General features: G+C 40.9%; 27 protein-coding genes. 18 read left to right on the top strand and 9 right to left on the bottom strand.

Annotated elements, in window-relative coordinates; all coding sequences use genetic code 11:
• Positions 1-52: 52 nt before the first annotated feature.
• Entirely contained in the window at positions 53-535 is a 483-nt protein-coding gene (locus ACHUFI_RS00135; protein WP_394246020.1) for a GNAT family N-acetyltransferase, read from the bottom strand.
• Positions 536-1,247: 712 nt separating this feature from the next.
• Here ACHUFI_RS00135 and ACHUFI_RS00130 point away from each other — a divergent pair.
• A complete protein-coding gene (locus ACHUFI_RS00130) occupies positions 1,248-1,928 on the top strand; it encodes a hypothetical protein (protein WP_394246018.1) in 681 nt (226 codons plus the stop codon).
• 210 nt (positions 1,929-2,138) lie between these two features.
• On the opposite strand, the gene ACHUFI_RS00125 is transcribed toward ACHUFI_RS00130, so the two are convergent.
• Entirely contained in the window at positions 2,139-2,726 is a 588-nt protein-coding gene (locus ACHUFI_RS00125) for a Fic/DOC family protein (RefSeq protein WP_394246016.1), read from the bottom strand.
• Complete coding sequence (locus tag ACHUFI_RS00120; protein ID WP_394246015.1) at positions 2,716-2,871, bottom strand: hypothetical protein; 156 nt, start codon at positions 2,869-2,871, stop codon at positions 2,716-2,718. Before ACHUFI_RS00120 ends, ACHUFI_RS00125 begins: the two co-directional genes overlap by 11 nt.
• Positions 2,872-3,294: 423 nt before the next feature.
• Between ACHUFI_RS00120 and ACHUFI_RS00115 the strand changes: the two genes are divergently transcribed.
• On the top strand, positions 3,295-3,498 hold the full coding sequence (locus ACHUFI_RS00115; RefSeq protein WP_394246013.1) for a pyrophosphatase: 204 nt from the start codon (positions 3,295-3,297) through the stop codon (positions 3,496-3,498).
• A 537-nt stretch (positions 3,499-4,035) separates the two neighbouring features.
• Here ACHUFI_RS00115 and ACHUFI_RS00110 read toward each other — a convergent pair.
• Both ACHUFI_RS00110 and ACHUFI_RS00105 read right to left on the bottom strand, forming a co-directional pair.
• The gene (locus ACHUFI_RS00110) at positions 4,036-4,569 is read right to left on the bottom strand and encodes a GNAT family N-acetyltransferase (protein WP_394246011.1); all 534 of its coding nucleotides are present in this window, start codon (positions 4,567-4,569) and stop codon (positions 4,036-4,038) included.
• Positions 4,566-4,835: a type II toxin-antitoxin system TacA family antitoxin gene (locus tag ACHUFI_RS00105; protein WP_394246009.1), complete on the bottom strand. Its 270-nt coding sequence runs from the start codon at positions 4,833-4,835 to the stop codon at positions 4,566-4,568. Before ACHUFI_RS00105 ends, ACHUFI_RS00110 begins: the two co-directional genes overlap by 4 nt.
• A gap of 680 nt (positions 4,836-5,515) precedes the next feature.
• On the opposite strand from ACHUFI_RS00105, the gene ACHUFI_RS00100 reads away from it, so the two are divergent.
• The 5 genes from ACHUFI_RS00100 to ACHUFI_RS00080 all read left to right on the top strand — a co-directional run bounded on the left by ACHUFI_RS00100 (position 5,516) and on the right by ACHUFI_RS00080 (position 8,044).
• Entirely contained in the window at positions 5,516-5,896 is a 381-nt protein-coding gene (locus tag ACHUFI_RS00100; protein WP_394246008.1) for a hypothetical protein, read from the top strand.
• A gap of 3 nt (positions 5,897-5,899) precedes the next feature.
• Positions 5,900-6,286: a DUF7659 family protein gene (locus ACHUFI_RS00095; RefSeq protein ID WP_394246006.1), complete on the top strand. Its 387-nt coding sequence runs from the start codon at positions 5,900-5,902 to the stop codon at positions 6,284-6,286.
• Positions 6,287-6,360: 74 nt separating this feature from the next.
• Positions 6,361-6,702, top strand: coding sequence for a type I restriction endonuclease subunit M (locus tag ACHUFI_RS00090; protein WP_394246004.1), 342 nt, complete (start codon positions 6,361-6,363; stop codon positions 6,700-6,702).
• Between the two features lie 52 nt (positions 6,703-6,754).
• Entirely contained in the window at positions 6,755-7,198 is a 444-nt protein-coding gene (locus tag ACHUFI_RS00085) for a lytic transglycosylase domain-containing protein (RefSeq protein ID WP_394246928.1), read from the top strand.
• 465 nt (positions 7,199-7,663) lie between these two features.
• The gene (locus ACHUFI_RS00080) at positions 7,664-8,044 is read left to right on the top strand and encodes a tyrosine-type recombinase/integrase (protein ID WP_394246002.1); all 381 of its coding nucleotides are present in this window, start codon (positions 7,664-7,666) and stop codon (positions 8,042-8,044) included.
• 109 nt (positions 8,045-8,153) lie between these two features.
• Here ACHUFI_RS00080 and ACHUFI_RS00075 read toward each other — a convergent pair whose 3' ends face one another.
• On the bottom strand, positions 8,154-9,008 hold the full coding sequence (locus tag ACHUFI_RS00075) for an EamA family transporter (protein ID WP_394246001.1): 855 nt from the start codon (positions 9,006-9,008) through the stop codon (positions 8,154-8,156).
• On the bottom strand, positions 9,005-9,775 hold the full coding sequence (locus ACHUFI_RS00070) for a class I SAM-dependent methyltransferase (protein WP_394246000.1): 771 nt from the start codon (positions 9,773-9,775) through the stop codon (positions 9,005-9,007). Before ACHUFI_RS00070 ends, ACHUFI_RS00075 begins: the two co-directional genes overlap by 4 nt.
• A 215-nt stretch (positions 9,776-9,990) precedes the next feature.
• Here ACHUFI_RS00070 and ACHUFI_RS00065 point away from each other — a divergent pair, with 215 nt between their 5' ends.
• From ACHUFI_RS00065 to ACHUFI_RS00035, 7 genes are all read left to right on the top strand, one after another.
• The gene (locus ACHUFI_RS00065; protein WP_394245999.1) at positions 9,991-10,521 is read left to right on the top strand and encodes a hypothetical protein; all 531 of its coding nucleotides are present in this window, start codon (positions 9,991-9,993) and stop codon (positions 10,519-10,521) included.
• Between the two features lie 36 nt (positions 10,522-10,557).
• Positions 10,558-10,725 (top strand): hypothetical protein, encoded by a 168-nt coding sequence (locus ACHUFI_RS00060; protein WP_394245998.1) that lies wholly within the window; start codon positions 10,558-10,560, stop codon positions 10,723-10,725.
• A 165-nt stretch (positions 10,726-10,890) separates the two neighbouring features.
• On the top strand, positions 10,891-11,412 hold the full coding sequence (locus ACHUFI_RS00055) for a GNAT family N-acetyltransferase (RefSeq protein ID WP_394245996.1): 522 nt from the start codon (positions 10,891-10,893) through the stop codon (positions 11,410-11,412).
• Between the two features lie 609 nt (positions 11,413-12,021).
• Positions 12,022-12,639, top strand: a complete 618-nt coding sequence (locus ACHUFI_RS00050; RefSeq protein ID WP_132714927.1) for a LysE family translocator — start codon at positions 12,022-12,024, stop codon at positions 12,637-12,639.
• A gap of 100 nt (positions 12,640-12,739) precedes the next feature.
• Positions 12,740-13,162, top strand: coding sequence for a hypothetical protein (locus ACHUFI_RS00045; RefSeq protein WP_394245995.1), 423 nt, complete (start codon positions 12,740-12,742; stop codon positions 13,160-13,162).
• 1,004 nt (positions 13,163-14,166) lie between these two features.
• Positions 14,167-15,300, top strand: a complete 1,134-nt coding sequence (locus ACHUFI_RS00040; RefSeq protein WP_394245994.1) for a tyrosine-type recombinase/integrase — start codon at positions 14,167-14,169, stop codon at positions 15,298-15,300.
• Positions 15,297-16,592 carry a tyrosine-type recombinase/integrase gene (locus tag ACHUFI_RS00035; protein WP_394245993.1) on the top strand — a complete coding sequence of 432 codons (1,296 nt, stop codon included), beginning with the start codon at positions 15,297-15,299 and terminating at the stop codon, positions 16,590-16,592. The genes ACHUFI_RS00040 and ACHUFI_RS00035 overlap by 4 nt, the downstream gene beginning before the upstream one ends.
• Before the next feature lie 231 nt (positions 16,593-16,823).
• Here ACHUFI_RS00035 and ACHUFI_RS00030 read toward each other — a convergent pair whose 3' ends face one another.
• Positions 16,824-17,561, bottom strand: coding sequence for a hypothetical protein (locus ACHUFI_RS00030; protein ID WP_394245992.1), 738 nt, complete (start codon positions 17,559-17,561; stop codon positions 16,824-16,826).
• Between the two features lie 30 nt (positions 17,562-17,591).
• A complete protein-coding gene (locus ACHUFI_RS00025; RefSeq protein WP_269999602.1) occupies positions 17,592-18,188 on the bottom strand; it encodes a tyrosine-type recombinase/integrase in 597 nt (198 codons plus the stop codon).
• Between the two features lie 109 nt (positions 18,189-18,297).
• On the opposite strand from ACHUFI_RS00025, the gene ACHUFI_RS00020 reads away from it, so the two are divergent.
• Genes ACHUFI_RS00020 through ACHUFI_RS00005 form a run of 4 tightly spaced genes read left to right on the top strand, consistent with a single transcriptional unit; the run spans position 18,298 to position 25,660 of the window.
• The gene (locus ACHUFI_RS00020) at positions 18,298-20,001 is read left to right on the top strand and encodes a type I restriction-modification system subunit M (protein ID WP_394245990.1); all 1,704 of its coding nucleotides are present in this window, start codon (positions 18,298-18,300) and stop codon (positions 19,999-20,001) included.
• On the top strand, positions 19,991-21,244 hold the full coding sequence (locus ACHUFI_RS00015) for a restriction endonuclease subunit S (RefSeq protein ID WP_394245989.1): 1,254 nt from the start codon (positions 19,991-19,993) through the stop codon (positions 21,242-21,244). Before ACHUFI_RS00020 ends, ACHUFI_RS00015 begins: the two co-directional genes overlap by 11 nt.
• Positions 21,237-22,436: an SIR2 family protein gene (locus ACHUFI_RS00010; protein WP_394245988.1), complete on the top strand. Its 1,200-nt coding sequence runs from the start codon at positions 21,237-21,239 to the stop codon at positions 22,434-22,436. Before ACHUFI_RS00015 ends, ACHUFI_RS00010 begins: the two co-directional genes overlap by 8 nt.
• On the top strand, positions 22,433-25,660 hold the full coding sequence (locus ACHUFI_RS00005; RefSeq protein WP_394245986.1) for a type I restriction endonuclease subunit R: 3,228 nt from the start codon (positions 22,433-22,435) through the stop codon (positions 25,658-25,660). Before ACHUFI_RS00010 ends, ACHUFI_RS00005 begins: the two co-directional genes overlap by 4 nt.
• Positions 25,661-26,248 lie beyond the last annotated feature (588 nt).

The raw sequence follows: 26,248 nt of genomic DNA, 5'->3' as shown, positions 1-26,248 counted from the left end.
ATCTAAAATAACCCGTTACTTTATGATTTTTGGGGCCTATCATGTAAGAATGTCATCTAGCTAAGTTCTTTAGGTCATTGCCTGCTAAACGGTAAACTACCGATTCGTTCTGAGGCTTCGCTCCCAATGATTTGTAAAAGTCCATAGCTTGTTCATTCCAGTCGAGAACACTCCACTCAAAACGGCCACAGTTATTTTCAATAGCAAGCTTTGCCAAGTGTTTAAGTATGGATTTTCCCGCTCCAATTCCTCTATATTTTGGCGCTACGTAAAGATCCTCTAGATATAATCCGTTTTTACCCAACCATGTAGAGTAGCTGTAGAAGTACACCGCAAAGCCTACAGCCTCATCATTAACTTCACATATCAGGGCATGAGCAGTTGAGTCTGATGAAAACAAACTGACCTCTATATCATTGATGCTCGCTTTGACATCACTCTTGGCTTTTACGTGATTAGCGAGATCATTGATAAATCTGAAAATATTAGATGAATCTGAACGCTTAGCAGTTCTAACTTGTATTGCGTCTTCCATGTTCCCTCGTTCGAGGCTTCGCCATTTTGATATAAAGAAATATTGCTATCCTGAAGGAGTTTTCTTGAAGCCTTCGATAAATAACAGCGCTGCTCCTGTGAAGATACTATGTGAACCGTGTCAAAACTTCTTGTTCTAGGTGTCTCAACACCAATTGTTCAAAAGATCATTCACAGCGCAATTAGTGTTCCCTATATCACTACTATTATTGTATCGATATAAGATTACATGCATAAGATGAATTAGGTCAAATCATTATTAATTCATTTCCCCTTTGATTGAGGACTAAATTAAAAAGGGGCACTTTCGAGCTAGAAAGTGCCACGCGTAAAAACTCAGGCTGTGAAGATTCTGGACACTTTCAATTTAGAACGCAACGATTGTTGAGCGCTTAATAGCTAGCTATACCGTTATTCTACTCTGTGCGGGGTAGTGAATAATTTATGATTAATAATTTGCATCCAATAGCGATCTCTTTCTTAAATAGTTAAGTGCATACAAGCACTGACACTCCGTAGTTCCGTCACCATCTCTGTTTCCCGCTACCCGCTAAGGGGACCATAATAAAGATGCTGCGATGGCTTAATCTTAACGACAGCGTTAGTGACACAGGTAATTGGTCGGGTTTTAGTTTTCGGTTTTAGATATTAGATAGATGCTAGATTCGTGCGCCTCCTTATAATATTAATTAGCTTGAGATAAAGGGAATATTATGAGAAAACTATTATTAACGTCACTATTATCTTCATTCGTTGCTTTCTCTGTCTATGCAGTTGAAGGGGTAGCAACTGATCTAAATGGGAATGAAGTAATAATAGATATTACTCAGTTGAATCAAGACAGAGTGACAAAAAACATCTACAGCAATGATGGTAGAACCTATAGATTAATGGGCACATACCAACGTATGAATAACAATGGAGTACTTGAAGAGTTAGATTGTTCTCAAGCTGATTTTTACGGGAACCCATCTATACAGCCACTCAAGGAGGCCAATCTTCCAGATGCTAGTTGTAAGCTTGTTGAAGTAGAGTCAAATTTAGGAACAAATTCGAAGGTGTACCTAGATCCAAGCTTAGCCCCTTTGCAGCATGACTTTATTGATGAAGTAGAACCATTTAAATGCTATCGAGTGGGATCCTACGCACCACCTCTAAAATGGAGTCCATGGGGTACTATTGGACATCACGTTGTTGCTACGACCTATCGAATAACCGCAACTATTTATGGCAGCACTCATGTAGATTCTCAGGTTAAATATTTTAACAATGGGTGGCGAGTAAGAGACTTTATAACATCAACAACTATCACAACATCAAACGCGGCTACATACATGTTATCAAGACACCGAGGGCAGCCTTTCGGTTCTTCATTACACTTGCAGATTTGCTAAACTAATTAACCTCATTTAGTAGTGAGTAAGTATGGTGGCATAGTGAATTTGTCGGCATAATTAGAGCTCTAGACATAAGAAAAAATTGGGCAATTATCAGGTTATATTTTTCAGGGTCTGGTTGCGCAAACTCGTAACGGGGCATTTTTGATTTGAAAAGGGCTAGCTTTAACAGTTGCCTGAGCGGACTTTGGGTAGATAGAAGGGGCTTTAACTGATTGCCATATCAAAAATAAGCTCTAGGAATGATACGTCACCAAGATATCCTTGTACGTTGGCTTCAATCCATTGTTCTTTTGGAATCTCAGGCCAATTAAGTTCATATCCAGCCACAAAAACAAGCTCTTCAAAGAAAAACCGTGTGGCCCTACCATTTCCTTCTCGAAAAGGGTGAATGATATTAATTTCACAAAAAATATCTGCGACTAGTCGAATAAATTCAACACGATCTGAGCATTCACGAAGTTGGGGGATACGTTCTAGCTGCCGTATAAGCTCTCTTTCAATAAAAGAGCAATGGCAAAAGCGCGTGTTGCCTTTACTGATATCAACATCACGTTCTTCTCCAGCCCATCCATACAGATCCTGAAAAAGCACCCAATGAAGATGTCTAAAGTGACCTATATCGAAGTCTTCTAAATCTGAGACAAGACTCGAATATTCAATATATCGATGTTCAGAGAATGCGACTTCAGCTTCATCCAGTTTTTCGCTATCACGAATATTAAGTAGATTTATAAGTGTATTAGAGTGAGGATAGCAATAATGGTCCTGAGCGACTCCGTACTTATCTCGCATATTGCCGTTTTAACGCTTCCAGTGATTGAGATTTACTTTCTGCAGTAAGCCCTTCATAAGACGTGCTCACTTTAAAGTTTTTCGCTTTAGGAACAAATTGACGATTAGTCTTGGAGCTGTTCGCTTCAGCCTTGACGTGCTTCATAAGCTTACTCTACTAAGGTGTCTGACATTATTATTTTAACTGCCAACCTACTAACTATCAAACTCAATTGGCCAAACTGTCTTGAATTGAATGTTTGAAGTCAAATTGAATAACTTTTTATAGGGCAAACTCGCATTAACAGGATGTGAATGAGTCACTACTCTAAACGGTTTCGGGGCATTTCTGTGTTACACACCCCGTCAGCACATCTTTGGACAGAAATGAGTTTCGGAGAACCAAGTATTAGCAAATCACGAATTAGCATAAGTATGGAAAGTCACTAAGCTCACTGTCCAGTATTGATGGTGCACATCACTGTCTTGCTTTTACACAAATCTGACATTGATGAATGCCATAAGCTATCGATATAAACATCAATATATTGTATTATTATATCCGTATTTATACTTATTAGGATTTTCTATGTTGATTCACGAATTTTCGAATAAGGACGTTACCGCTGAGCATGTAATTTTAGCTCAAGCAATACTAGCAGGGACTGCTCAAGGTGATAAAAGTAAGGCACAGCGCTTTATGATTTTTGTAAATGAGATTCCCGATGCGCCGACTGTGCAAAACCTGATTCCAAGCTTTAGTCAATTTATGAAGCGCTTTAAAGCCAGCTGACATTCAGAATACGTTACACAGGGATGTGTAATTAAGATCACCAACTCCCCCCTAACCACTACCTACTTTTAGACTCTATCTGACCCTATGCTCGTTCTATATCTAGCCATTGCTGTCGGAGGACAATAGAGTTTGATCAATTTTAAAAATGTTTCTGGACATTAACGTTTTAGTGAATATTCTAAATTAGCATCTCACGGATAATTTCAGGTATTGCAAAGTAGAATTAAGGAGAGTCAACACGGCAGTAAACTTGCTCACTCTCATACCTCCTTTAGTAGAGACGTTAAGGCCAAAGCAATAAGAATATGCCCCTGCTCTATAGTATAAGATGACGCGCGTGGGGGGAGTCGATCGATGTAGCTGAAAGGCATCGATAATAAGGAGAATGATAAAGGTAAAACGACAGGAGAAGTGATATCAGACGATAGAGTGTAAATAGCTAACTGATTGATAAGGTGGCTTCGGGCTAGTTCAACACTCGGGATTTAGTGTTGGCTGTGCAACACCTTAATCATTATTTGTTATATTCACGACCTATTGATTAAAAAGCTGTTCTACTGTTTTCATTGCTAAGAACATACGAATACGACCATTATGCTCACACAGGACTTCAAAACCAAACTTCGTATAAAATGCTTGTGCGGAATCAGTAAGGCAGTCCACTACGATAGCATAAGCTTTCATATGGTGGTTAACTTCCCAAAGGTACTTTAAAGCGCGAATCAAACTGACCTTTCCTAGCCCTGAGCCATGAAACTCTTTATGAACAGCCAACTGAGCTAATAGAAAAACAGGAATTGGATATCTAGGTAACTTTTTCGCTCGTTTAGCAGGTAAAGTCTCTCGACTGATTGAGCTAGGCGCAACGCTATAAAAAGCACAAATAGCGTACTTTTTATTAAGCAATGGTTGAGAGCTTGGTAAAACCATAGTTCGGCTAATACCAGCTTGCATGTGTTTTGCTGCTTGAGTTTTGATAACTGTATTTAACTCTGACTCACCACAATCAAATGAACCACGATCATGCTTTGATTTACTAAGCTCAACAAACTCTTTTCCCCACCTCACTTGATGCCACTCTCATCTGTGAATTTTGCTGCTTCAAGCAAAGCTTGATTAGGTGCTCTTGCTTTATCACATGCCATAATAAATTCATCGAAGACACTATCTTTAACTACGATACTTTCGTGTTCTTCAATAACATGAGTTGCATCTTCGTCCATTAACCTAACTACATACTCTGTTAGGCTTTTAAGACCAAGCAAAGCTGATGCTTTTTCTGCTTTTGCCTTGATCTCTTCGTCAAGGCGAATATCTAAACGTGCTGTTGCCATAGAACCTCCTACGTACGGATATATTCCGTAATAATTGCGATTATAGTGCAAAGATTGGGCTTATACAATTTGTACGGAGAGTTTACGGAAGCATTCCGTATAACTTCCTCAACATTTGGGTTAGATTAATTTGGTCAAATATGGTGAACCTTAGGTGACTAGTTTGTTGGGTCTAAGAAAGTATGGGGCAGAAACAGCTTAGAGGTTATATCCGTTTAAATTCAGTGTCACATAGCAGTTTTGTATGTAAGCATTATTATTGGTGTTCTCCCTCCGGTCGGTTCATTCCGTCATTGCGTTCCTCCCTCGATAACTTGAGCCATGTTCATCGAGCAAGCTCGATATGGCTCTAAGTTCCTGCGGACAATCACCCAGCGCCTTCGCTACTGCGTAGCTGCGCCTCGTCATACTTCCTCGTTGCCGTTCGTCGTATCTCCTCACGTAAACCTTTCACTGACTTCGCTTAAGTTCGAGTAAGGGCTCGGTGTCTTATATGCCGATTTTCCTTTCAACTCGTATCATTTGATGGCGCTCGCAGGCTGTAAACCATCCTCACCCAGAACCCTCTTTGCAAGGTAGGGCGAAGCCGCTACGCGCCCTTGCAAAGAAGAACCCTGTTTGAGGAATGGGACAGCTAAGCGGCTCCATAAAAGTGATACTCAAACAGAAGGAAACTCCTTATGGCACAACGACACTCAACCCCAACTCTCTCTAAATCGAAGGTCAGCGACCAGCGTTTCGCCGCTGGGCACGAAAGCTCACCAAAAAATGATATCTCTTGTCATTTGCTTCAGCAGTTACCGGCTTATCTTGACCCGTCAAAGGTGGTTAGTGTGGTCGTTCGTGGGGAGCACTTTGGTTCATGGGATACGCCGCGTGAGCAATGGGAGGAAGGCTTTCAAGTCATGGCCGTTGAGTCAAATGGCGATGAGAAACACGTTATGAATTTTCTACCCTCGCAACTTTCAATATCTGCAATAAAACAAGAATGTGGCGCGATTGCAAAAGCACTCACCGCCACATTAATTGATACCAACATTAATTTTAATGTTGAGGCTTAAGCTATGAAATATTTATCAGATTACACCCAACAACCACAAACCGCTTTATTTGATGAGCTAGGCGCATTTTTCGCTTTTTCTAATAAGCAGTTCGATGCAGCAAAGAAAAAAGGCGTTGAATATGTCTCGCTTGGTATGGGAATGATTGTGCCTAAGAACAACGCTAAAAAATTAATCGAACGCTTAGAGGAAATTCAAAAAGAAGGGATCAAACAAGACATTGCCGAAAATAGCAAGGAGGCCATTATTCGACGTGAGCTATTTAATCACGAATGCTTTTATACCGGTAATGTTTGTGACTGCGTAGAAAAATTAGAAGAGTACGGTTACAGCTACGACGATATTTATCAAGTCTATCGCCACATTTGTAAAACAGAAGACGTGCATTAAGCGAAAATAAAAAGCCTCAATGTATCGGCAGAAGCATTGAGGCAGGGTCACAATCATACACTGGGTGCTTTATTATGAACAAGATAACTACTACATCATCACAAGAACAATTGAAAGTGCAGAGTTATATGTGTACGGCTATTCCGTTTGAGCTTGGAAAAACGGTAATGACACAAGGGGTTGCTGATATAATAGAAAATAACATTGGTTCACAGGGGAGTTTGTCTAATGCACTGGCTCGTCATGAAAATGGTGATTGGGGCTCTATCTGTATTGAAGATAAAATCACGAATGATGAAGCCACCAAAACAGGTGAACGTGTTTTATCTGAATATAAATTATGTGGTGCTCGTATCTGGATTATTACCGAAAGAGATAGAAGTGTCACCACGGTTTTGCTGCCTAGTGAATATTAATCTCTTCAAATTTGCGATAAAATGGAGTTCTGGCGGACTCCATTTTTTTATTATGAAAAAACCATGCTTACTATTGCTTATTTTTCCTAGTGCGGTTTCGGCCTTTTGTTTCGAAGAGGCCGCCGCGCATTATAATGTTTCGCCAAAGTTGCTCCGAGCGATCGCGCAAGTGGAAAGCAGCTTCAACCCCAAAGCATATAATGTGAACAAAGACAAACACGGAAATATGACAAGTCGAGATTTTGGATTAATGCAAATTAACTCGTCTTGGTTTCCTCGGCTTGCTGAATTCAATGTTAACGAATCCAATGTTTACGAACCCTGCTTTAACGTGTCGCTTGGTGCTTGGGTATTAGCGTCTAATTTTGCCAGTCATGGTTATAACTGGAACAGTGTCGGTGCTTATAATGCGGGATTTTCCAAACGTACCGAGAGCGCCCGAAAAATATACATCCAAAAAGTCCAGGATGTTTATTTTTCTCCAAACTTCAAATAACACGCATTGCACTGCTATAGTGCAAACGACGTCTTCCTGATCTCCTTTCCAATCCTGGCACACGTTGCCTGTTCGCTCCGATTCAGTCGCCATTGTTCGGCTTTTAGCTTCGCACGGGCTGCAACCCCTTCGCTCAAGATGGTTAACCGATGAGTGATCATTGTTAGCCAGTAAGGTGATATAGAAGCGTGCTGTTGTCAGGTGCTAAAACTGGTGCTGTTAACGGGGTGTCGAATTTCAGAGGTAACAGGCCTGCAATGGTCTTTTGTTAAAGGCAGGGAGTGGCACTTGCCGGACAGTAAAACGGGTGCGAAGGTGGTGTATGTGGGCAAGGAAGCGCAACAATTCCTTTCAGACATACCACAGCAAGTATGGGAGCATCGTAGCGAATCACACGATGATGTGTTTATGCCCTTGCGTCGTTTTGTGAGTCGGTCGACTAAGGTTAGTATGGTCTGGCAATAGGTGCGAGCCTTAGCCCATATCGAGGATGTTCGCATTCACGATTTGCGTCATACTTTTTCCAGTTATGCGGTGTTAGAGGGGTACCCTATTCCGATGGTGTCGAAACTGTTGGGTCACACGCGTATTTCATCCACGCTTCGTTATGCTCACGTGGATGATGTGCAAGTATCGCAATCTGCTGAGGCGATAGGGGAAGTTATTAGTGGAATAGTATCAGGCCAGCTTGTGAATAACCCTAAAACTCGAAAAGTGAGAGCCTCCAAACCTAAGCCGACGAAATCTTCCCCTAAACGCAGAGGAAGACCTATCAAAGTAATACCGGAACTGACCGATGAGGAGGTTGAACGGTTTAGATATGAAGTGGATTTTTGGGAATGGTGATTAAAATATCTGTCGGAATAACATAAGTACATCAAATTTCAAGGTTAGGTTTTTTGGTGAAGTTTGTGTTTTGAGGAGCCACACTTGGAGTTCTGTAAATAAGTGTACGTTATGAAGCCAAAGTAAAAATACCAAGGGTGGCGAGTAAACAAGAGACTATTTTCCTTGTAAGGTTAGTGTGCTCTTTTAAAAAGAAGTAACCAAAAAGAATATCGAGGATGAAGGCTCCTTGGAATAAAGCCATGACTAAACTAAAAGCGCTAGTGTTGAGCACTTTTAAGAGAAGATAGTAGCTTGCCGTGCCACAAGTAGCTGTTATTACCGCGTTAGCTAGAACTTTTTTGATTAACCCATAATGAACTTTAAATAGTAGAGGCGTCAAAAGAGCAGTTCCAGAAAAACCGATGAAAAGGATAATGCTAGAGGGTAAGTACATCGTAAGCACTTTATCAAGACCTATAGCTATAGTGAGAAAGATTGGGGCGAGCCACGCGTGAAAATTGTTTGAAAAAAGAAGACCTATTTTGTTATTTTTACTGATGAGTAGTGAGGCGACAAGTATGAGCATAACGCCCACTATTTGAAGGAAAGTAAGTTTCTCATTTAAAAAGCTAACTCCGAAAATAGCACTCCAGATTATCTTTGTTTTAGAGATTATAGAGACAACGCCTAATTCAATTGAAGTACGAGCCCTGAAGGTCGAGTATGCAAAACCCATCCACGAGAAAATACTGAATATACTCAAAATCAACAGCTCCAAAAGTTTACTTGTATTGTCGAGTGTTGTGGGGATTTGTTTGATTTCGAATACAACAAACAGCGCAGCTAGTACACTGCATGTTATTTGATAGGCTAGTAAGTATTCATTGCATAAATTATTTTTCTTAAGGAAGATTCGTGATATCCATTTATCTAATGAACTTAAAATAATAGCTATAGCTAGTATGGAGTATGAACTTATCATTGTTTCTCAATGTGAATCGAGGTCTTGCATTTTATGAGTTCAAATAGTTTTCGGTTATTGGGGCTACTCTCCTCTCCTTTAGTAATAGCAACGTGATTATAATCAGTTTCAATTTTAGCTATGACATTTGGAATGACGCTTTGAAGCATGAGTAATTCGAAAACCAATTTACTTAAAGGAGTTCCGCGGAAAAACTCTTTCTTTTGAAACTCGCCCGGCCAATGCGCCCATCCCCAATCTTCTATGATGTATATCCCACCTGATTTTAAATAAGGGAATGATGTCAAAAAGGCGGCTTTTGTTGGTTCATATAAATGGCTGCAATCATCAATAATCAGGTCTACATTTTTTTTTGGGAAGTGTGATTCTAATATTTTAATGAGCTTGTCTGTATGATCTTGCTTTACTCCACAATAAGGCTCTATTACAGAGTGTGCTGAAGATCCCTTTCGGTATTGGCTTAAGGCTGGGTGTTCTTGGCGTTCGTCTATACCTATGATGGAGTCAGGGGTGAAAATCTTATCTAGTAAAACGAGACTAGCACCGTGATATAACCCAAACTCAATAATGTTCTTTGGAGTCAAAGGTGCACAGATTCGTGCCATTGATTTGGCGAATGAAGGATCTTTAACTAGAACGAAATTATTTTCCGTAGTTTTCTTTTTTGGACTCCCCCAAGAAACCAAATGAAATTCAACTTCGTCAATAGAGAAGTGTTCTTCATTATGCCAGCGTATTTTATTCCAATGGGCGTTATAGTTATCCATGTCTTATATTTTTCCGATGATTTTTGACCTGTAATTCTAGGGTATGTCTTGAGTTGTAATTAATAAATTATGATTTAATTATTTATTAAATCGAGATTAGTGGTTTATTTTACTATAAAAGATTTTATGTTTTCGGTGGTATTGCGATGGTATCGGGGTCCTTATTCTATAGCTATTTGTCTATGGGTATAATGTGGCCTCAATTGAGGACCCCTTTGGCACTAGCAATCCTGCAAGGGGGAGAGAAGTTAATAAGGGATTATGGTTCTTTTCACTTGAATGAACTGGAGTTGAGTGACAATCATACACAGATGTTAGTGGAAATAGCCATCAGAGAACACAATAAGTATAATCTACCAACGAAATATTTGACGGTTAAAAGTATGAGGATCGAATGGGGGAAAAGTCTGAAAGCGGCTAATACTCTCGTTAATAGCTATGGGCAACAAATTACAAGTAGGCCTACTTATAATAGAGTTGATTCTCTGAGACATAATAAAATTAGTTCCGATTTTTTTGACGTGATTGGGACGAATGTTTTCTTGCTTAAACAGGATCAAATTTCTGCCAGAAAATTTCGTGAGTCATTTTCTTCGGTGAATGGTAGAGAAGTTAGGTGTGCGATGGTCGCAAAGATGAGAGACAAATTACTCGCGGTTCGAGGAAATCAACAAACAAATTTTCATCGATTGGCTGCCTTAGGGTTAGAAAAGAATGACTACAACATAGAAAGTAGTCTTGGATAATGAAATGGTTAAAAACAAAAGGGAGTTTGAATAATAATGGCTTCAAATACGGAATTGTTTACCTACTTAGTTTTTACCTTGTTATATGCGTTCATGCCGGGTCCAGCGATGCTTTATAGTATTGCTCAAGCGGTGTCAGGAGGGAAGAAAGTAGGAATAATGGCTGCTTTCGGCCTTCATGTCGGGGGTATTTTATACTGTTAGGTGTTATGGCTTTGGTAAACTCTTCTTAAAATTAGGGGAGGGTCATTGCTTGGTGTTAATTTGGAAATTTGGTACTGAATACATAATCAGATCGCTCACCATTGGCATGCAATATCAAGGGATAAAAATTTCTGGTGTCGCGCCGTAAGTTCTACAAGGATAGGTATGGAAATTGTGTATGAAATTAATGTGACCGAAAAGCAGCATAAAGCAATAATGATGTTGAGGAACCAATCATTTCCAAAGCATCACGTCGCGCGTTCCTATTTTAAACAACTCCCTCACTTTCGTGCGCTACAGTATGAAGGAGATGTGCTTGTCGGGTATCTCGGATTAGATTATCGGGTAATAAAAGTTGGGAATGAAGTACACAGGGTTTTGGGGATAGTCGACTTTTGTGTTGCTGAACATTATCGAGGTCAAGGTATTGGTACGTTGATGTTATCCGAGGTTTCCTTGTTTTGCGAAGGTAAGGGGGTAGACTTCATCATTCTTGTCTCAGAGCTGCACAGTTTCTATTCAGCACGAGGGTATATTCAAGTTAAGGGAACCAATTCATGGTTAAGGCTTCATGAACACACGAATTATGGTGTTGCTGTTGAACATGTTGATGAACTTTATATAAAGCCAATGAATGCAAAGAATTGGGGAGACGGCCATATTGACTGGCTTGGCTATATGTACTAACTACAAAGGACAACCAAACGTTTGAGAGTCTCAAGATACTTCGTCTAACCTTATGGCTTAATGTAAGGTGCCTAAGCTGTTTGTGTCCAAAAGCTTCTTAGAGTTCTCAAGCCGCATCATTCAGCACCTCATTTTTAAGCAAAGCAATCTAATCGTAAGACCTGGACGGGATTCGGAAAAATTCCGAAAAACTCCGTTTAAAAAGCGTAGAGACTCGATGTTATTTTTAGGCTAAATAGTTTGGTAACCAGACTCGATGAGTTTGTCGCGTTTTAAAATTGAAGTGGTTATGTGGCTCTCACAAACTCTCATCGCACTCGTTGAGTTAGGCTTTTTCGCACAGTGAGTGTTTATCGTTTGAAAGCGGTATTGTCTGTCGTTTAGCGGTGATTTCAGCTTTGTCATTAGCCGTTTGCTACAGTGTCAAGGCGAAATCGGTTTGTGAAGCAAGTCTTAACAAACTGCTAAACGGATAAATAAACGCGTAGCATTGTCGGGATGGTTGGCAGAGGTGTGTAAGGTATGAATTTTAAGTTAAGTGGTGGGATTATTTGCCGCTTAGCAGAGCGATATGCTTCTTGGTGATATTAGAAAGCTTAAGGGTAAATAATGGACTATTTGTTGTTTCTACTGATTTGTATTGTTGCTACTTTTTCACCCGGTCCCGCAGTACTTTTAGCTGTGAAAAACTCAGCCGTACATGGGCTACGAAAAGCGATGTGGGGTATTGGAGGAAATGTTGCAGCTATGATTACAATGGCTTGCTTATCTGCTGCCGGTTTGGGTGTTGTCATTTCAGCATCTGAGCCGTTATACCATTCAGTGAAGATTCTTGGAGGCTTATACCTCATCTATATTGGTATCAAGACTTGGCGCTCAAGTACTCAGGTAGCATGTATGCAACCTAATACGTTAGATGGGGTAAGTCGATATAAGTTATTGGGTGAAGCGTATATTGTTGGAGTCACAAATCCAAAGGCAGTTATCTTCTATATGGCTCTATTCCCTCAATTTATTGCCTTTGAACATTCTTTTGCAAAGCAGTTTGTTCTTTTGACTTTGACGTTTGCATTTCTCTCATTTGTAGCTCTTTCAATGTATGCAATAGCGGCTAACAAGTTAAGTGTTCTACTGATGAAAGAAAAAGTAAGTAAAGCGTTTAACAGAGCTACAGGCGGGATATTTATAGGGTTTGGGCTATCGTTAATTACGAGTAACAAAGCATGACTACTATTTCTAATGCAATAAATTGTAACTACAATCACTAATGAGAAACTTCCACTTGTCTTTAGAGAATCATCGTAAAGATGCATCGGACGAGTTCTTTATGATGTATCTAGTCATTGATTGGGCTGCATATCCCAACTCTGAACATTATGTTTCTGCCCAAAAGTTGGTTCCATATCTAGGGAAAATTACCAACATGAAGTACTTCGAAAAAGCAATCTGTGCATTGTTCGATAGATATACAACGGACTTAGACACACGGGTCACATTGCTAAGAGCCCTAGATCCAGAGACTCGAATGAAAGCCATTCAGTGTTTTGAGGTGCCCATGACTAAGTTCTCAACGTGTGTTTTGACGGATACGTTTTCTCAGAGGATGAAAGAAACGGTTTCGAGTGTCATTAACGATAGTGATGAAGTGGTCATACTCGCAACAAACCGACTCATGGCGAGTGCCAATGATGTATTTTGTAACTGGAAGCAGTTAGCTTTGTCGACAAAAGCTGATAACAAAGAGAGCTAAAGCTGACTAAATTGATTAACCAATAACTTTCAATTTTTTTGGTTATAGTATGTGTAATATAAATCCCAATAATACTTGAGTTATTTTAAATGAAACAAGAAGTACATAGGTTTGAGCTATCAATAAATAGCACTATCTCTGAAGTCTATGGTCACTTTACTAAGGCAAATAGTGACCAAAGCCTCGATAGAATGTTTGAAGGTCTTCAAAAAAAACTCAGGAAAATTACCTGCTCAGTGAGAGAGAGGGAGTGTACTCTCATTAATGTGTACATTGCATACGGCAGAAGACAAGAGGACTTTGATGGTAAAGGGAAGACTTGTAAATCTTTTCCTACAAGGAGAATCGAAAGTATAATGAACACCCACTCTAGCCTTTCGCCAGAAGACCTGCTAGGTGAGGCTTTACGATCTTTAGAGCATTGATCTGGAACTTTAACGCTTTCTAAATTAGCGCATGATAGCTAAGAATATGAGCAGAAAAATTAAGAGTAATTAAACACCAGTAGGTCAAAATAATGATAGATGTAGTTTACTCTCAAGAAAATGAATCTACGAAAGAGGTCAATGTGACCTCTTTTTTGTATTGATTTTAAAAATGATTAACTCGCTTATTGTCCAGAGGCGTTCTAGCGCTAATTTCAGTTAACTGTAATCTCGTCATTTTTGGTCTGTATTTTGGGGGGTAAAGTGCCCCTGTATAAGAGTAACTAGGCGTTAATGTAAAAACAGTGTGGTCAAATCTACACCCCAACCCCTTCCAATAGGGGCGTTTTTCATCGATAATTTAGTCTCTTAGCGAAAACAAAGACTAATTGGCAAGCGTTCCCAAGATGCCCCTGTATTTTCAATTCTTCACCACACCCCACGTCATAATCTGGCGATTATGGATGGTTGTCTGTATTAAGTGTTTGATAGCTAAGCGATGTGTAGTTTGTGTCTTTCATTGGTATGGCATGTTTTCACGAAATTTCGTGATTCTATGTCCCTATATGAAGGTACTAAATGATGAAAAAAATCTTACTCACACAACGCTTTGTTGAGCGCATCCCTTCTAACCATCTGGTTCAAGAGTTTTACGATACAAAAGTCCCTGAGTTGTATTTAAGAGTTTATCCGTCAGGAGGTAAGCGATTTTATATTCGCTTTCAGCATGAAGGGTTAAGGATTCACCGCAAGCTTGGTAAAGCAACAGACTTATCATTACGAGAGGTGCGAAAGCAAGTGGTGAATGAAGTTCACCAGACTCGTTATCTGGCAGATATAAAAGAGCTGCCACCAATAACGATTCGGGTCTTCGCAGAGGAATTTTTTAAGCGTTATCCTCGCCATTGGAAACCAAGAACGACGGTAAAGAATAAGAGCGCCTTTCGTTTACATATCGCGCCTATTTTAGGCGATAAACTGGTTCATTCCATAGAGCGAAGAGACATTGAAGGGTGGTTTGCTCAGTTGAATCACGTGAAAGGCTCAGCGAATCAGGCGTTAGTGTTGATGTCTGTCATGATGCAGCAGTGTGAAGCGTGGGGATATCGACATAGAAACACTAACCCTTGTCGTCACTTTAAGCGTTATAAGGCGGGAGAGGTCGAACGCTACCTTAGTCCGGAAGAGTTGCGTAACCTATGGCATGTACTCGAAACGTTAGAAGCCGATAACCCAATTCTCGTGATGATTATCCGTTTATTGATATATACAGGGTGCCGCTCTTCGGAAGTGAGAACGTTGCAATGGAAAGATTACAGGGGAGGGCATTGGCATTTATCAGACAGTAAAACAGGTGCAAAAACTGTGTACCTTTGCTCACAGGTTAGGGCGTATCTAAAAGAGTGGCGAACAGAGAGTGATTATATTTTTCCTGCTCAATGTCATACCAAACCGATCTCTCAAGTGGCCTTGAGTTCGTTCTGGCATAAAGTGCGCCGTTTAGCCGAGTTAGCCGGGGTGCGCCTACATGATTTACGCCACACGTACGCCAGTATTGCAATTCAATCCAATATTAATCTGACGGTGCTTAGTCGCTTACTGGGTCACGCGGAAGTAGAAACGACGCTGAAATATGCCCACTTAAGCAGTCTGGATGTTTGTAAAGCAGCCTCTCATATATCAGCCACTTTGGCTAAGGGGATGCGCTCATGAGCTATATCAAACTCACTCAGAAAAAGATTAAGGATTTATTGCCCCAACCCAAAACTTATGTTGTTTGGGATACAAAGCAATATGGGCTTGGGGTGCGAGTAGGCAAAGACGCTTCCTGTTTTTATGTCATGAAGACAGGCGGTGGCAATAAGATTATAGCACCTGTCGATAGCCTGTCTCTTCGTCAGGCTCGTCAAAAAACGTTAAGCCTGATGCAGGGTAATAATAAGAGTAGGGCAATCGGGGTGATGCGTTTTGATGTATTGGTACAGGGTGAATGGTTACAAAAAGTGTGCTCAACATGGAAAACCAGCTCACAGGGAGGGGCAAGAGGGGCATTAAATAAACACTTATTACCAGAATTTGGGCATTACCCCGTCACTCGTATTGATTCGTGTCATGTGCAGCGTTGGTTTGATGAGTTAAGCCAAGACTATGCTGGAGCGGCTAATCGCACTCTTGATGTGCTGCGTTCCATTTTTAAATATGCCGAGAGACAAGGGTATTGCTTGAAAAATCCTTGCGATGGTATCAAGCAGAACCGAAAAAAGAAGTTGAATCGCTTTTTAAGTCTGGAGGAATTATCGCGACTTGAAGGGGCTTTACGAACGGTTAGTCAGCAGGGAGAAATTGAGGCGTGTTGCTGTCAGGTCATAAAGCTGGTGCTTTTGACGGGGTGTCGGATTTCAGAGGTGACGGGATTGCAATGGTCCTTTATCAAAGGAGATGAATGGCATTTGCCAGACAGTAAAACGGGGGCGAAGGTGGTTTATGTGGGTAAAGATGCTCGAAAACTCCTTTCGGGAATAGGGAAACAGTTTTTTGATTCTAATGGTAATGATGTTTTTCCACCTCTTCGCTGTTATGTGAGTCGGCCTACTAAGGTTGGGATGGTATGGCAAAGAGTACGGGGGTTAGCTGATATTGCAGATGTACGTATTCATGACTTACGCCATACTTTTGCCAGTTATGCGGTACTGGAAGGTTATCCGCTCCCGATGGTCGCTAAGCTCCTTGGTCATAAACGTATCTCTTCAACACTTCGTTATATGCATGTTAGTGAATGCCATGTGACAGAGGCAGTAGATACTCTGGGGGCGGTAATAACGGGGATGTTAGTCGAGCCTAAAGAAGTACAGCCCAGAAAACGAAAACGTACCACAAAGGCATTGAAGGCAGACAAACCTAACCCCGAACCAAAGGCAATAAAAGGGAAATTCAACATTTTGCCAGAATTAACGGATGAGCAGATAAGTGATATTAGAGCTGAGTTGGATTTTTTGAGTTGGTAGTTATCTTGAATCCCTATAAAGCCACTTTTTGGGAGTGGCTTATCCTATTATTGCCCATTATTATATTCGGCCATCAACATGCGCGTTCGTAGAAAACTGGAATTTACCCAACCCCTGCTCATGTGACGATAACAAGACTCATGCAGTAAAAATGACTTTTTATGTTGGTAAGGTCGCTTCGGGACAAAAGCGAGTTATGTTGTTAGCTCTTTGGGGAGGAGTTTATTCTAATCATAAATCAAAGTGTCGTGATTGATATGAGGTGTTAATGTTTTTCTTGTAGTAGACAGCTATGGCCTTCACTTGCTGATGGTAATCAAAGATACCTTTGCTGTGTACACTCATATCAGTGTTATTGACATTAGGGTGGCCAAGCAAGTTTATTTCGTAACGCAAGAAGCAGTCGCTCAGCTTGTTGATCTCGGTGATTAGTCCTGTGTCAACAAACTGAATGTACTTTACCAACTGGTCACAATGATGTTCGGTTTGCTCCCATCGCGATCGAATAGCTGCTCCCTTGGTTTTATTGAATGCGGCCGGAATCCCGCTGTTTGGCGGCAGTATCATTCTTTTAGGGTCGACTGTGTGGCATGCAGCTAATAGGTCGGCTTCTGTGAAGTCTTTTTTCGATGCGAACCTCGTACTTGCATTTGCTTGGTTACTTACCTCTAGAGCAACCATGGAGCCGCTGGAGATTAACTTTTCTATCAAGTTAAAAATTGTAGGGTCAATTTGCTTTTGTTTACGCTTTTCAGGGATATACACCATCATTATGTAGAATATGGTGCTCACAAGAACACCAATGGACAAATTGAAAATGATGCTGTTACCGGAAAAATCATTTACGAGAATTGATTCGATGAGTGTGTCTTGTAATACGCTTAACAGTGGGTCTGTGCTAGCTACTAACACACCAATAGACGATAATAGCCCAATAGTAGCTAGCGTAAATTCTTCTTTATATTTCATTATACTTTCTTATTGATTGAGCGAGATATCTCACGTCTCACAACTCTCTGAAATCCTCAGCGCATCTTCAATCTCGACACCAAGGTATTCAATCGTACTTTCTAATTTAGCATGACCAAGAAGCAACTGGATAGCACGTAAGTTCTTGGTTTTGGCGTAGATCAAAGAAGCTTTGGTGCGGCGTAATGAGTGCGTCCCGTATTGTGTTTTGTCTAAGCCGATGTCGGTCACCCATTTGTTTACTAATGTGGTGTAGTAGTGATACGAGATGGGCTGCCCCTCCCTGCGTGGACTAGGAAACAAGAAGTCGGTAGGTGACAATGCATTTTTTATGATCCATTGCGACAACGTCTGTTGAGTCTTGGGAGTGATCTCGAAGTGCACTTCTTGGTGTGTCTTCTGCTGCTTAACGATGGTTCTCGACATCACGCAACCACTGCGACTGACGTCTTGTACTTTCAAATTCCGTAAGTCGCATGACCGAAGCTTACTATCGATGGCAAGGTTAAAAAGCGCTAGTTCGAACAGTCGCTCTTCCAGCTCTAATCGAATGCGAATTCGCCAAATATCTTCTAATTTGAACGCTTTCTTCTGACCAACACGTTTACCTTTGTTCCAAGCAACCATGATGTGCTCCTTACTTCATAAAATTCACTATTAAGTAAGGCATAAATTACAGAGTTTTGGGACTTGGGTGCTATCATGGAGAAAATCTTTCTAGGTGAATAAAAACAAGATGAATCAAACAGAACAACAGTATTTGAAAGAGCTTGAAGGCAAGCTTTGGAACGCAGCAGACAAGCTACGATCAACGCTAGACGCTGCGCAGTACAAGCACGCAGTATTAGGTCTAATTTTCGTTAAGTACGTCTCTGATGCGTTTAAGCTGCGTCAGGATGAGATTAAAGCTGACATCGCTAACCCTGAGCACGAATACTACTTAGATCCTGCTGACTTCTCGGAAGAAGAACTAGCAGAAGAGATTGCGATTGAACTAGAACAGCGTGATTTCTACACAGAGAAAAACGTGTTCTGGCTACCTACGGAATCGCGTTGGCAGTTCCTGCAAGATAACGGCCCATTGGTTATTGGTGGTGCTGAGCTAGATATCAATGGTAAAACTAAGAAGATTACTTCTGTTGGTCACCTCATTGATAATGCACTTGAAGGCATTGAGCGTGATAACCCGAAACTGAAAGGTGTACTTAACAAATCATACTCTTCATTGAAGATTGACCAAGCCAAGCTTAATGAGCTTATTAACCTGATTGCGACAATCCCGTTTGTTCATGCCGACCTCAACAGTAAAGACATCCTAGGTCATGTATACGAATATATGCTTGGTCAGTTTGCACTGGCTGAAGGTAAAAAAGGTGGTCAGTTCTACACGCCAGCGTCAATCGTAACGCTGATTGTTGAGATGATTGAACCGTTTGAAGGTCGTGTATATGACCCAGCAATGGGTTCTGGCGGTTTCTTTGTTCAATCAGAGAAGTTCATTGAGCGTCATGCGAATGAGAAGAAAGTCGACGCAATAACGCAGAAACAGAAGATCTCAATCTACGGTCAAGAATATAACCATACAACGTGGCAGCTAGCGGCGATGAACATGGCGATCCGTGGCCTTGATTACGACTTCGGTAAAGAGCCTGCAAGTACCTACACCAATGTACAGCATCCAGATTTACGTGCTGACTTCATCATGGCTAACCCTCCATTTAACATGAAAGAGTGGAACACGGGCGTTGATGATAACGATCCGCGCTTCAAATACGGTCAACCACCGTCAGGTAATGCGAACTTCGCATGGATGCAGCACATGCTTCACCACCTAGCTCCTGAAGGTTCTCAGGCGCTTCTGTTGGCAAATGGCTCGATGAGTTCAACGACCAACAACGAAGGCACTATTCGTCAGGCGTTAATTGAGAATGATTTGATTGAATGTATGGTGGCACTTCCCGGTCAACTGTTTACCAACACACAGATTCCAGCCTGTATTTGGTTCTTAACTAAGAACAAGAACCCTCGCGTTGATAAGGCAGGACGTAAACTGCGCGGTCGTAAGGGTGAAGTGCTGTTTATCGATGCTCGTAACCTTGGTTACATGAAAGACCGCGTATTACGTGACTTCAGTTTTGATAACATTAAGAAAGTTGCAGACCTTTACCACGCATGGAAAACGGGTGAAGAGGTTAATGGAGTTGGATATGAAGACCATGCTGGTTTTTGCAAATCAGCAAATCTAGAAGAAATCACTAAGCATGACTTCGTACTTACTCCCGGTCGTTACGTTGGTGCTGCTGAAGAAGAAGACGATGGTATTCCATTTGGTGAGAAGATGGTAACGCTGACTTCTAAGTTAAGTGAACAGTTCGCTGAGTCGGCGACGTTAGAAGCCGAAATCAAGAAGAACCTAGCGGGGTTAGGTTATGAGCTTTGAACTTCACATTCCTGAAGGGTGGTCTCAAGTAAAACTCAGCGATCTTGGTGAGGTTAATAGAGGGCGTTCACGTCATCGTCCACGAGATGCGGCTCATTTGTATGGTGGGCCTTACCCATTTGTTCAAACTGGTGATGTAAAAGCTTCTAAAGGTCGCGTTACTCAGCACTCTCAGACGTATAGCGAAGAGGGTTTAGCTCAGAGTCGATTGTGGCCAAAGGGGACTATGTGTATCACTATAGCCGCTAACATTGCAGAAACCGGAATACTTACTTACCCAGCATGTTTCCCCGACAGTGTTATTGGCTTTATTGCTGATGAATCAAAATGTAATGTTTACTTCATAGAGTACGTATTTCGATTATTAAGGAAGCGCATTCAGGCACAAGCTACTGGTAGTGTACAAGACAATATAAACCTTCAAACTCTTGAACGTTTGTTGTTTCCGATTCCTGCTCTAGAAGAGCAAAATCGTATTGCTGCGGTTTTAGGCGAGCTGGATGACAAGATTCACCTTAACGATGAGATTAATCAAACCCTAGAACAAATGGCACAAGCCATCTTCAAGTCATGGTTTGTCGATTTCGACCCAGTCAAAGCCAAGATGAGTGGTGAGCAACCAGAAGGTATGAATGCTACCACTGCCTCGCTATTCCCAGAAAAGCTAGTTGAGTCTGAACTTGGTTTGATCCCAAATGGTTGGGAAGTAAAACCATTTTCTGAGTGGGTGAAAATAACTAAAGGTAAAAACATCACCAAGAAAACCATTGTTGAAGGCGATGTTCCTGTTGTAGCAGGTGGGTTAAAACCAGCATATTTTCACAACGCCCACAATGTTAATGGCCCAGCGATAACTATCAGTGCCTCTGGCGCAAATGCTGGCTATGTTAATTTGTATTTTGAAAATATTTGGGCTTCGGATTGCTCTTACATAAGTCAATCAACCACGCCATTGTTTTTCTTACAGTATGTTGCTCTCAGGTATAACCAGAAAAAGATTTTCGATATGCAAACTGGGGCAGCCCAGCCACATATTTATCCAAGAGACTTCGAACGCTTGATGATAGCTGTTCCTAATGAAGAACTATGTAGAAAACTAGAGGATGTGTTTGCATCTTTTTTCGGAACTATAGCTAACAATAAGCAGCAAAATATCGAGCTTGCGGCACTGCGAGATACGTTACTTCCTAAATTGCTTTCTGGCGAAATCGACTTAGATACGCAGGAGGTTAAGTGTGAGTAAAACATTTAATGACAGCCATCATGTTATAGAACGAGTTGAGCAATATCTAGAATCAAAACTGCAAGAAAATGATGAGTTTAATAAAGAGCTAAATATTGGTTCCGCGGTAAAAATTTCGACCAAAGGCCCAAAAGTTAAAATTACTAGCTTATCTGATTGTGATACAGCCTTTGAATATGACGTTAGCGATATACTTTATTGGGTAGAGCGTGATACCTATTTTGATGAGCTAACAAAATGGAGTGGTGTTAGGCTTGAAGAGAAACATAAAGAAGCAAAACTTTTTCTTAAACAGTCTAATCAATTTTCAGTATTCTTGGATTTAGTTGATGCACTGAAACGCCAACGTATTGCTCCTTTCATTGGTGCTGGGGCATCTCAACCTGCTGGTTATTTAGGCTGGGGAGCTGCTCTTGAACAACTTTCTGTAGAGATGGGGGGAGGCGTTGAAAATGAGGTCAAAGAAGACCTTGCAAATTACAAATATCTTGAAGCAGCAGAGACGCTATATCAAAAAGATGAGGACGTTTTCAAATACTTTGTTCATAACAATTTCAGGTTAAAGCCAACTCATGAAGAGGGTAAACCTCTTTTCCCCCCTGTGATTGAATTGCTTCCCAACTTAACAAAAGGCTGTGTTGTAACGACAAATTTTGACCGTTTAATTGAAAAGCGCTTTGAAACTCATACGGGTAAAATTTTAGACGGCTGCATGTATGGAAAACAAGAAGAAAACAGTTTTGTAAGCCAACTACTCAAAGGGGAAAATTGCTTAATGAAGCTTCACGGAGACTCAGAAAAACCACAGTCTTATGTTTTTACTGAATCTCAATACAAAGAAGCTTATGGGGATGGCGTAATAGATTTTAAAAAACAACTTCCACGCTCTTTGAGACAAATTTATATCAGTTATTCGTTATTATTTATTGGTTGTTCATTAGAGCAAGATAGAACCCTTGAATTGTTTAAATCTGTTAAGGAAGAGGGGCACTTTGAAATACCAAGTCATTTTGCTTTGCTGGCAGACTGTGACGCTGAGGAAAAAGCAAAAAAAATGGGGCGTTTATTACGTATGAACATTAAACCTATTTGGTATAGTGCTGCCGGGCGAGATCATTCATTACTCGAAAAAATTCTTAATTTGGCGATTGATGTCTCAAACAAAAAAATAAGTTTAGGGGGCGCTATATGATTACGGAAGATCTATTAGAGCAGCAATGCCTCAATTGGTTTATGGCACAAGGCTATCAGTACAAAAATGGTTATGACATCGCTCCAGACGGAGATACTCCAGAACGTGACGATTATCACCAGGTAATTTTAAAGAAGAGGCTCTTAAATCAATTACAAATCATCAACCCAGAGATTCCGATAGAGGCATTGAATGATGTGGTTAACACGGTATCTTCCCCTGATACGCCAGTTCTTATTAAAAACAACCACGCCTTCCATAAGTTTGTGATTGAAGGGGTGCCTGTTGAATACACGGCTGTTGAAGATGGCGAATCGAAGACAAAGCATACTCACGCTCAGTTAATGGATTTTACGACGCCAGATAACAATGAGTTCCTTATCGTGAATCAGTTCACCATTACTGGTACCAAGGGCAATCGCCGCCCTGATGTTGTAGTGTTTATTAACGGCCTACCCATCTCTGTTATTGAGTTGAAAAATCCAGCCGATGAACATGCCGACATTTGGAATGCCTTTAATCAACTTCAAACTTACAAAGATGAAATTTCAGATCTGTTTGTTTTCAATGAAGCGTTGATTGTTAGCGATGGCTGGACTGCCCGTGTTGGTTCATTAACGGCTAATAAAGAACGATTCTTACCTTGGAAAACCGTTGCTACAGAGGATGATAGACCGTTATTGGAGTTTCAATTAGAAACCATGGTTCGTGGCTTCTTTAAGCAAGATTTATTGCTCGATTACATTCGTTACTTTGTACTATTCGAAACCGACAACGACAAAATAATCAAGAAAATTGCAGGTTATCACCAGTTCCACGCAGTGAGAGCTGCTGTTGAGGCGACGGTTCGTGCCGCCAATACCTCTGGTAACTTCCTTGAGAGCCCTATCCCTGCATTAGAAAAGATTAAGCAAGGCAGTGGTAAGGCTGGGGTTGTTTGGCATACTCAAGGTAGTGGCAAAAGCATCTCTATGGTTTGCTACGCGAGTAAACTGTTACAGCAAGCCTCAATGAATAACCCAACGATCGTGGTGGTGACGGATAGAAATGATCTAGATGGTCAGCTTTATAACACCTTCGGGATGGCGCAAGAGACGTTAAAGCAAATACCTCAGCAAGCGGATGATCGTGACGCGTTACGTGAACTACTTTTAAATCGCCAATCTGGCGGTATTATCTTCACGACGATTCAAAAGTTTGCTTTATTAGATGAAGAGACAGAGCACCCTCGACTATCTGAACGAAGTAATATCGTTGTCGTTTCTGATGAGGCGCACCGAAGCCAGTATGGCAATAAATCTAAAATGGTTGAGGTGAAGGACAAGGATGGCACGGTAACGGGTCACAAGTACGTTTATGGTTATTCCAAGTATATGCGTGACGCTTTACCTAATGCTTCGTTTATCGGCTTTACAGGCACGCCAATCGCGATGGATGATAAAGACACGCGTGGTGTATTTGGCGAATATGTATCTATCTATGATATTCAAGATGCCGTTGATGATGGTGCCACTGTTCCTATCTATTACGAATCTCGACTTGCTAAACTTGATATCAATCAAGATGAAATAGAGCAACTTAACGATAAAGTCGATAATGAAATCGGTGAAGATGAAGAAACAGCAGATCGTGAAAAAGTTAAATCAGAATGGGCGACGTTAGAAAAACTTGTAGGCGCAGAGCCTCGTATTGAACAAGTCGCAAAAGATCTCGTTGAACATTTCACCACTCGAACGTCGACCTTTCCTGGTAAGGCGATGATTGTTTCGATGAGTCGAGAAATCTGTGTCGATCTCTATAATGCTATTGTGGCAATTAAACCAGAATGGCATCACCCAGATACAGATAAAGGTGCAATCAAGATTGTGATGACTGGCTCTGCATCCGATAAAGAAAAAATGCAGCCTCACATCCACGATAAGAAAACCAAAAAACTATTCGAGAAGCGTTACAAAGATACTGACGATGAGCTTCAACTCGTTATCGTTCGAGACATGTGGTTAACAGGATTCGATGCGCCTTGTTGTCATACCATGTATATCGATAAGCCAATGAAAGGGCATAACCTGATGCAGGCTATTGCTCGTGTTAACCGAGTATTCAAAGATAAGCCCGGTGGTTTGGTTGTCGATTATATTGGTATCGCAAATGAGCTTAAAAATGCATTGAAAACCTATACCAACAGCCAAGGAAAAGGGCAACCCACCGTCGATACGGCAGAAGCGTTTTCAGTATTGATGGAGAAAGTTGATATCATCAGGGGGATGTTCGCAACACCCGTTGATACAAAGGTCTTCAATTACCGTCCAGATTTTGAAACGGATGCATTGCGCTTGTTACCGGGAGCAGTAAACCATTTGTCAGGACTATCTCATACTGATGCTAATGGCAAACAAGTAAGAGATGGTAAGAGACGTTTTCTTGATGTAATGGCAGCGTTAACTAAGGCATATTCTCTATGTAATACCATGGATGAAACTCACGGTTATAAGAACGAAATTGCTTTTTATTCTGCGATTAAGACAGCTTTCATTAAACATTCAACGGTAGACAAAAAACGCACCGATGAAGAACGCAATACAGCGTTAAAGCAAATTCTAAATAATGCAGTTATAGCTGATGGGGTTGATGATATTTTCTCTATGGTTGGGCTGGATAAGCCAAACATTGGGCTTCTGTCTGAGGAGTTCTTAGAAGATGTAAAGAACATGAAAGAGAAGAACCTCGCGGTAGAGCTGTTAGAAAAATTGCTTCGTGATGAGGTTAAATCTCGCATGAAGAATGATGTCGTACAGGAGAAGAAATACTCTGAACGTATTATGTCGACGCTGCAAAAGTACCATAACCGTAGTATTGAAACGGCTCAGGTCATTGAAGAGCTGATTCAATGGGCCAAAGAGATGCAAGAAGATGGAGAGTTACTAAATAAGCTCAACCTTTCTGTCGACGAAATTGCCTTCTATCGCGCATTGGTCGACAACGAATCTTCGGTCAGAGAACTTGGTGACGACAACTTACGTAAGCTTGCTATTGAACTGACTCATCAACTGCGTAAGTCAGCTACGGTTGATTGGCAAAAGAGGGATAGTGTTCGTGCTCGTATGCGTAATCTTGTACGTCGATTACTGCGTAGATGGAAATACCCGCCAGATGCGGCAGAAGAAGCAATTAAGCTTGTGCTGGAGCAGGCTGAGGTGTTGGCTGACGGTTGGTATGCGGCTTAAGTAGAATAAAGGCAAGGCGTGAGTACCTTGCCTTTTGTGTATTTATTCATTACTGATTTTAATGTGTATAGCGGTATTGGTTGGGTCAGAATACATAAAGTAATAAATCGAGGGTTATTTAGACCATCGACTCTAAATGATTCTGTTCAAAGACGTGTTGTAAACACCGTGCTCTGGGACAAGATCGCCTTAGTGCTCACTTTTTGGGAATGGTGTGATTACCGAGGGAGGTTGACGGTCTAAGTAGAAATTAGATAGATTTACCGATGATGGATAATGTGTTTAGAGCAAAAAATGATGAGAGGATATTGTACTTCTCAAGCTTTATTGTTTCTGATGTTGTTAGATAGAAGCTGCGTAGCTCCGCTCTTCAATACTACAAAGTATAGATTGGATACCGTTGAAGAACGGAAGTTCCAATTGAATTTCTTTCAATCGGTAAATTAAGTGCATTTAAGTGAAAAGGGCTTATTAGGAATGGAAAAAGCAAAAACCCAGTCTTAACTGAGGCTTTTTAATGAAACTAAGCCAACACCAATGTCCCATTTCATAATTGTCTCCGTAAATACTTATAAATATTGAAGCCGA

The sequence above is a fragment of the Vibrio profundi genome, from assembly GCF_043642225.1.
Taxonomy (GTDB): Bacteria; Pseudomonadota; Gammaproteobacteria; order Enterobacterales; family Vibrionaceae; genus Vibrio; species Vibrio profundi_A.
The sequence above is the reverse complement of the archived record's forward strand: the minus strand, read 5'-3'. Positions and strand labels throughout refer to the sequence as shown.

What these genes read in the sequence shown, in the direction of transcription:
- ACHUFI_RS00135 (WP_394246020.1), bottom strand. Translation starts at nt 535, where the DNA reads ATGGAAGACGCAATACAAGTTAGAACTGCTAAGCGTTCAGATTCATCT.
- ACHUFI_RS00130 (WP_394246018.1), top strand. Translation starts at nt 1,248, where the DNA reads ATGAGAAAACTATTATTAACGTCACTATTATCTTCATTCGTTGCTTTC.
- ACHUFI_RS00125 (WP_394246016.1), bottom strand. Translation starts at nt 2,726, where the DNA reads ATGCGAGATAAGTACGGAGTCGCTCAGGACCATTATTGCTATCCTCAC.
- ACHUFI_RS00120 (WP_394246015.1), bottom strand. Translation starts at nt 2,871, where the DNA reads ATGAAGCACGTCAAGGCTGAAGCGAACAGCTCCAAGACTAATCGTCAA.
- ACHUFI_RS00115 (WP_394246013.1), top strand. Translation starts at nt 3,295, where the DNA reads ATGTTGATTCACGAATTTTCGAATAAGGACGTTACCGCTGAGCATGTA.
- ACHUFI_RS00105 (WP_394246009.1), bottom strand. Translation starts at nt 4,835, where the DNA reads ATGGCAACAGCACGTTTAGATATTCGCCTTGACGAAGAGATCAAGGCA.
- ACHUFI_RS00100 (WP_394246008.1), top strand. Translation starts at nt 5,516, where the DNA reads ATGGCACAACGACACTCAACCCCAACTCTCTCTAAATCGAAGGTCAGC.
- ACHUFI_RS00095 (WP_394246006.1), top strand. Translation starts at nt 5,900, where the DNA reads ATGAAATATTTATCAGATTACACCCAACAACCACAAACCGCTTTATTT.
- ACHUFI_RS00090 (WP_394246004.1), top strand. Translation starts at nt 6,361, where the DNA reads ATGAACAAGATAACTACTACATCATCACAAGAACAATTGAAAGTGCAG.
- ACHUFI_RS00085 (WP_394246928.1), top strand. Translation starts at nt 6,755, where the DNA reads ATGAAAAAACCATGCTTACTATTGCTTATTTTTCCTAGTGCGGTTTCG.
- ACHUFI_RS00075 (WP_394246001.1), bottom strand. Translation starts at nt 9,008, where the DNA reads ATGATAAGTTCATACTCCATACTAGCTATAGCTATTATTTTAAGTTCA.
- ACHUFI_RS00070 (WP_394246000.1), bottom strand. Translation starts at nt 9,775, where the DNA reads ATGGATAACTATAACGCCCATTGGAATAAAATACGCTGGCATAATGAA.
- ACHUFI_RS00060 (WP_394245998.1), top strand. Translation starts at nt 10,558, where the DNA reads ATGGCTTCAAATACGGAATTGTTTACCTACTTAGTTTTTACCTTGTTA.
- ACHUFI_RS00055 (WP_394245996.1), top strand. Translation starts at nt 10,891, where the DNA reads ATGGAAATTGTGTATGAAATTAATGTGACCGAAAAGCAGCATAAAGCA.
- ACHUFI_RS00050 (WP_132714927.1), top strand. Translation starts at nt 12,022, where the DNA reads ATGGACTATTTGTTGTTTCTACTGATTTGTATTGTTGCTACTTTTTCA.
- ACHUFI_RS00045 (WP_394245995.1), top strand. Translation starts at nt 12,740, where the DNA reads ATGATGTATCTAGTCATTGATTGGGCTGCATATCCCAACTCTGAACAT.
- ACHUFI_RS00040 (WP_394245994.1), top strand. Translation starts at nt 14,167, where the DNA reads ATGATGAAAAAAATCTTACTCACACAACGCTTTGTTGAGCGCATCCCT.
- ACHUFI_RS00035 (WP_394245993.1), top strand. Translation starts at nt 15,297, where the DNA reads ATGAGCTATATCAAACTCACTCAGAAAAAGATTAAGGATTTATTGCCC.
- ACHUFI_RS00030 (WP_394245992.1), bottom strand. Translation starts at nt 17,561, where the DNA reads ATGAAATATAAAGAAGAATTTACGCTAGCTACTATTGGGCTATTATCG.
- ACHUFI_RS00025 (WP_269999602.1), bottom strand. Translation starts at nt 18,188, where the DNA reads ATGGTTGCTTGGAACAAAGGTAAACGTGTTGGTCAGAAGAAAGCGTTC.
- ACHUFI_RS00020 (WP_394245990.1), top strand. Translation starts at nt 18,298, where the DNA reads ATGAATCAAACAGAACAACAGTATTTGAAAGAGCTTGAAGGCAAGCTT.
- ACHUFI_RS00015 (WP_394245989.1), top strand. Translation starts at nt 19,991, where the DNA reads ATGAGCTTTGAACTTCACATTCCTGAAGGGTGGTCTCAAGTAAAACTC.
- ACHUFI_RS00005 (WP_394245986.1), top strand. Translation starts at nt 22,433, where the DNA reads ATGATTACGGAAGATCTATTAGAGCAGCAATGCCTCAATTGGTTTATG.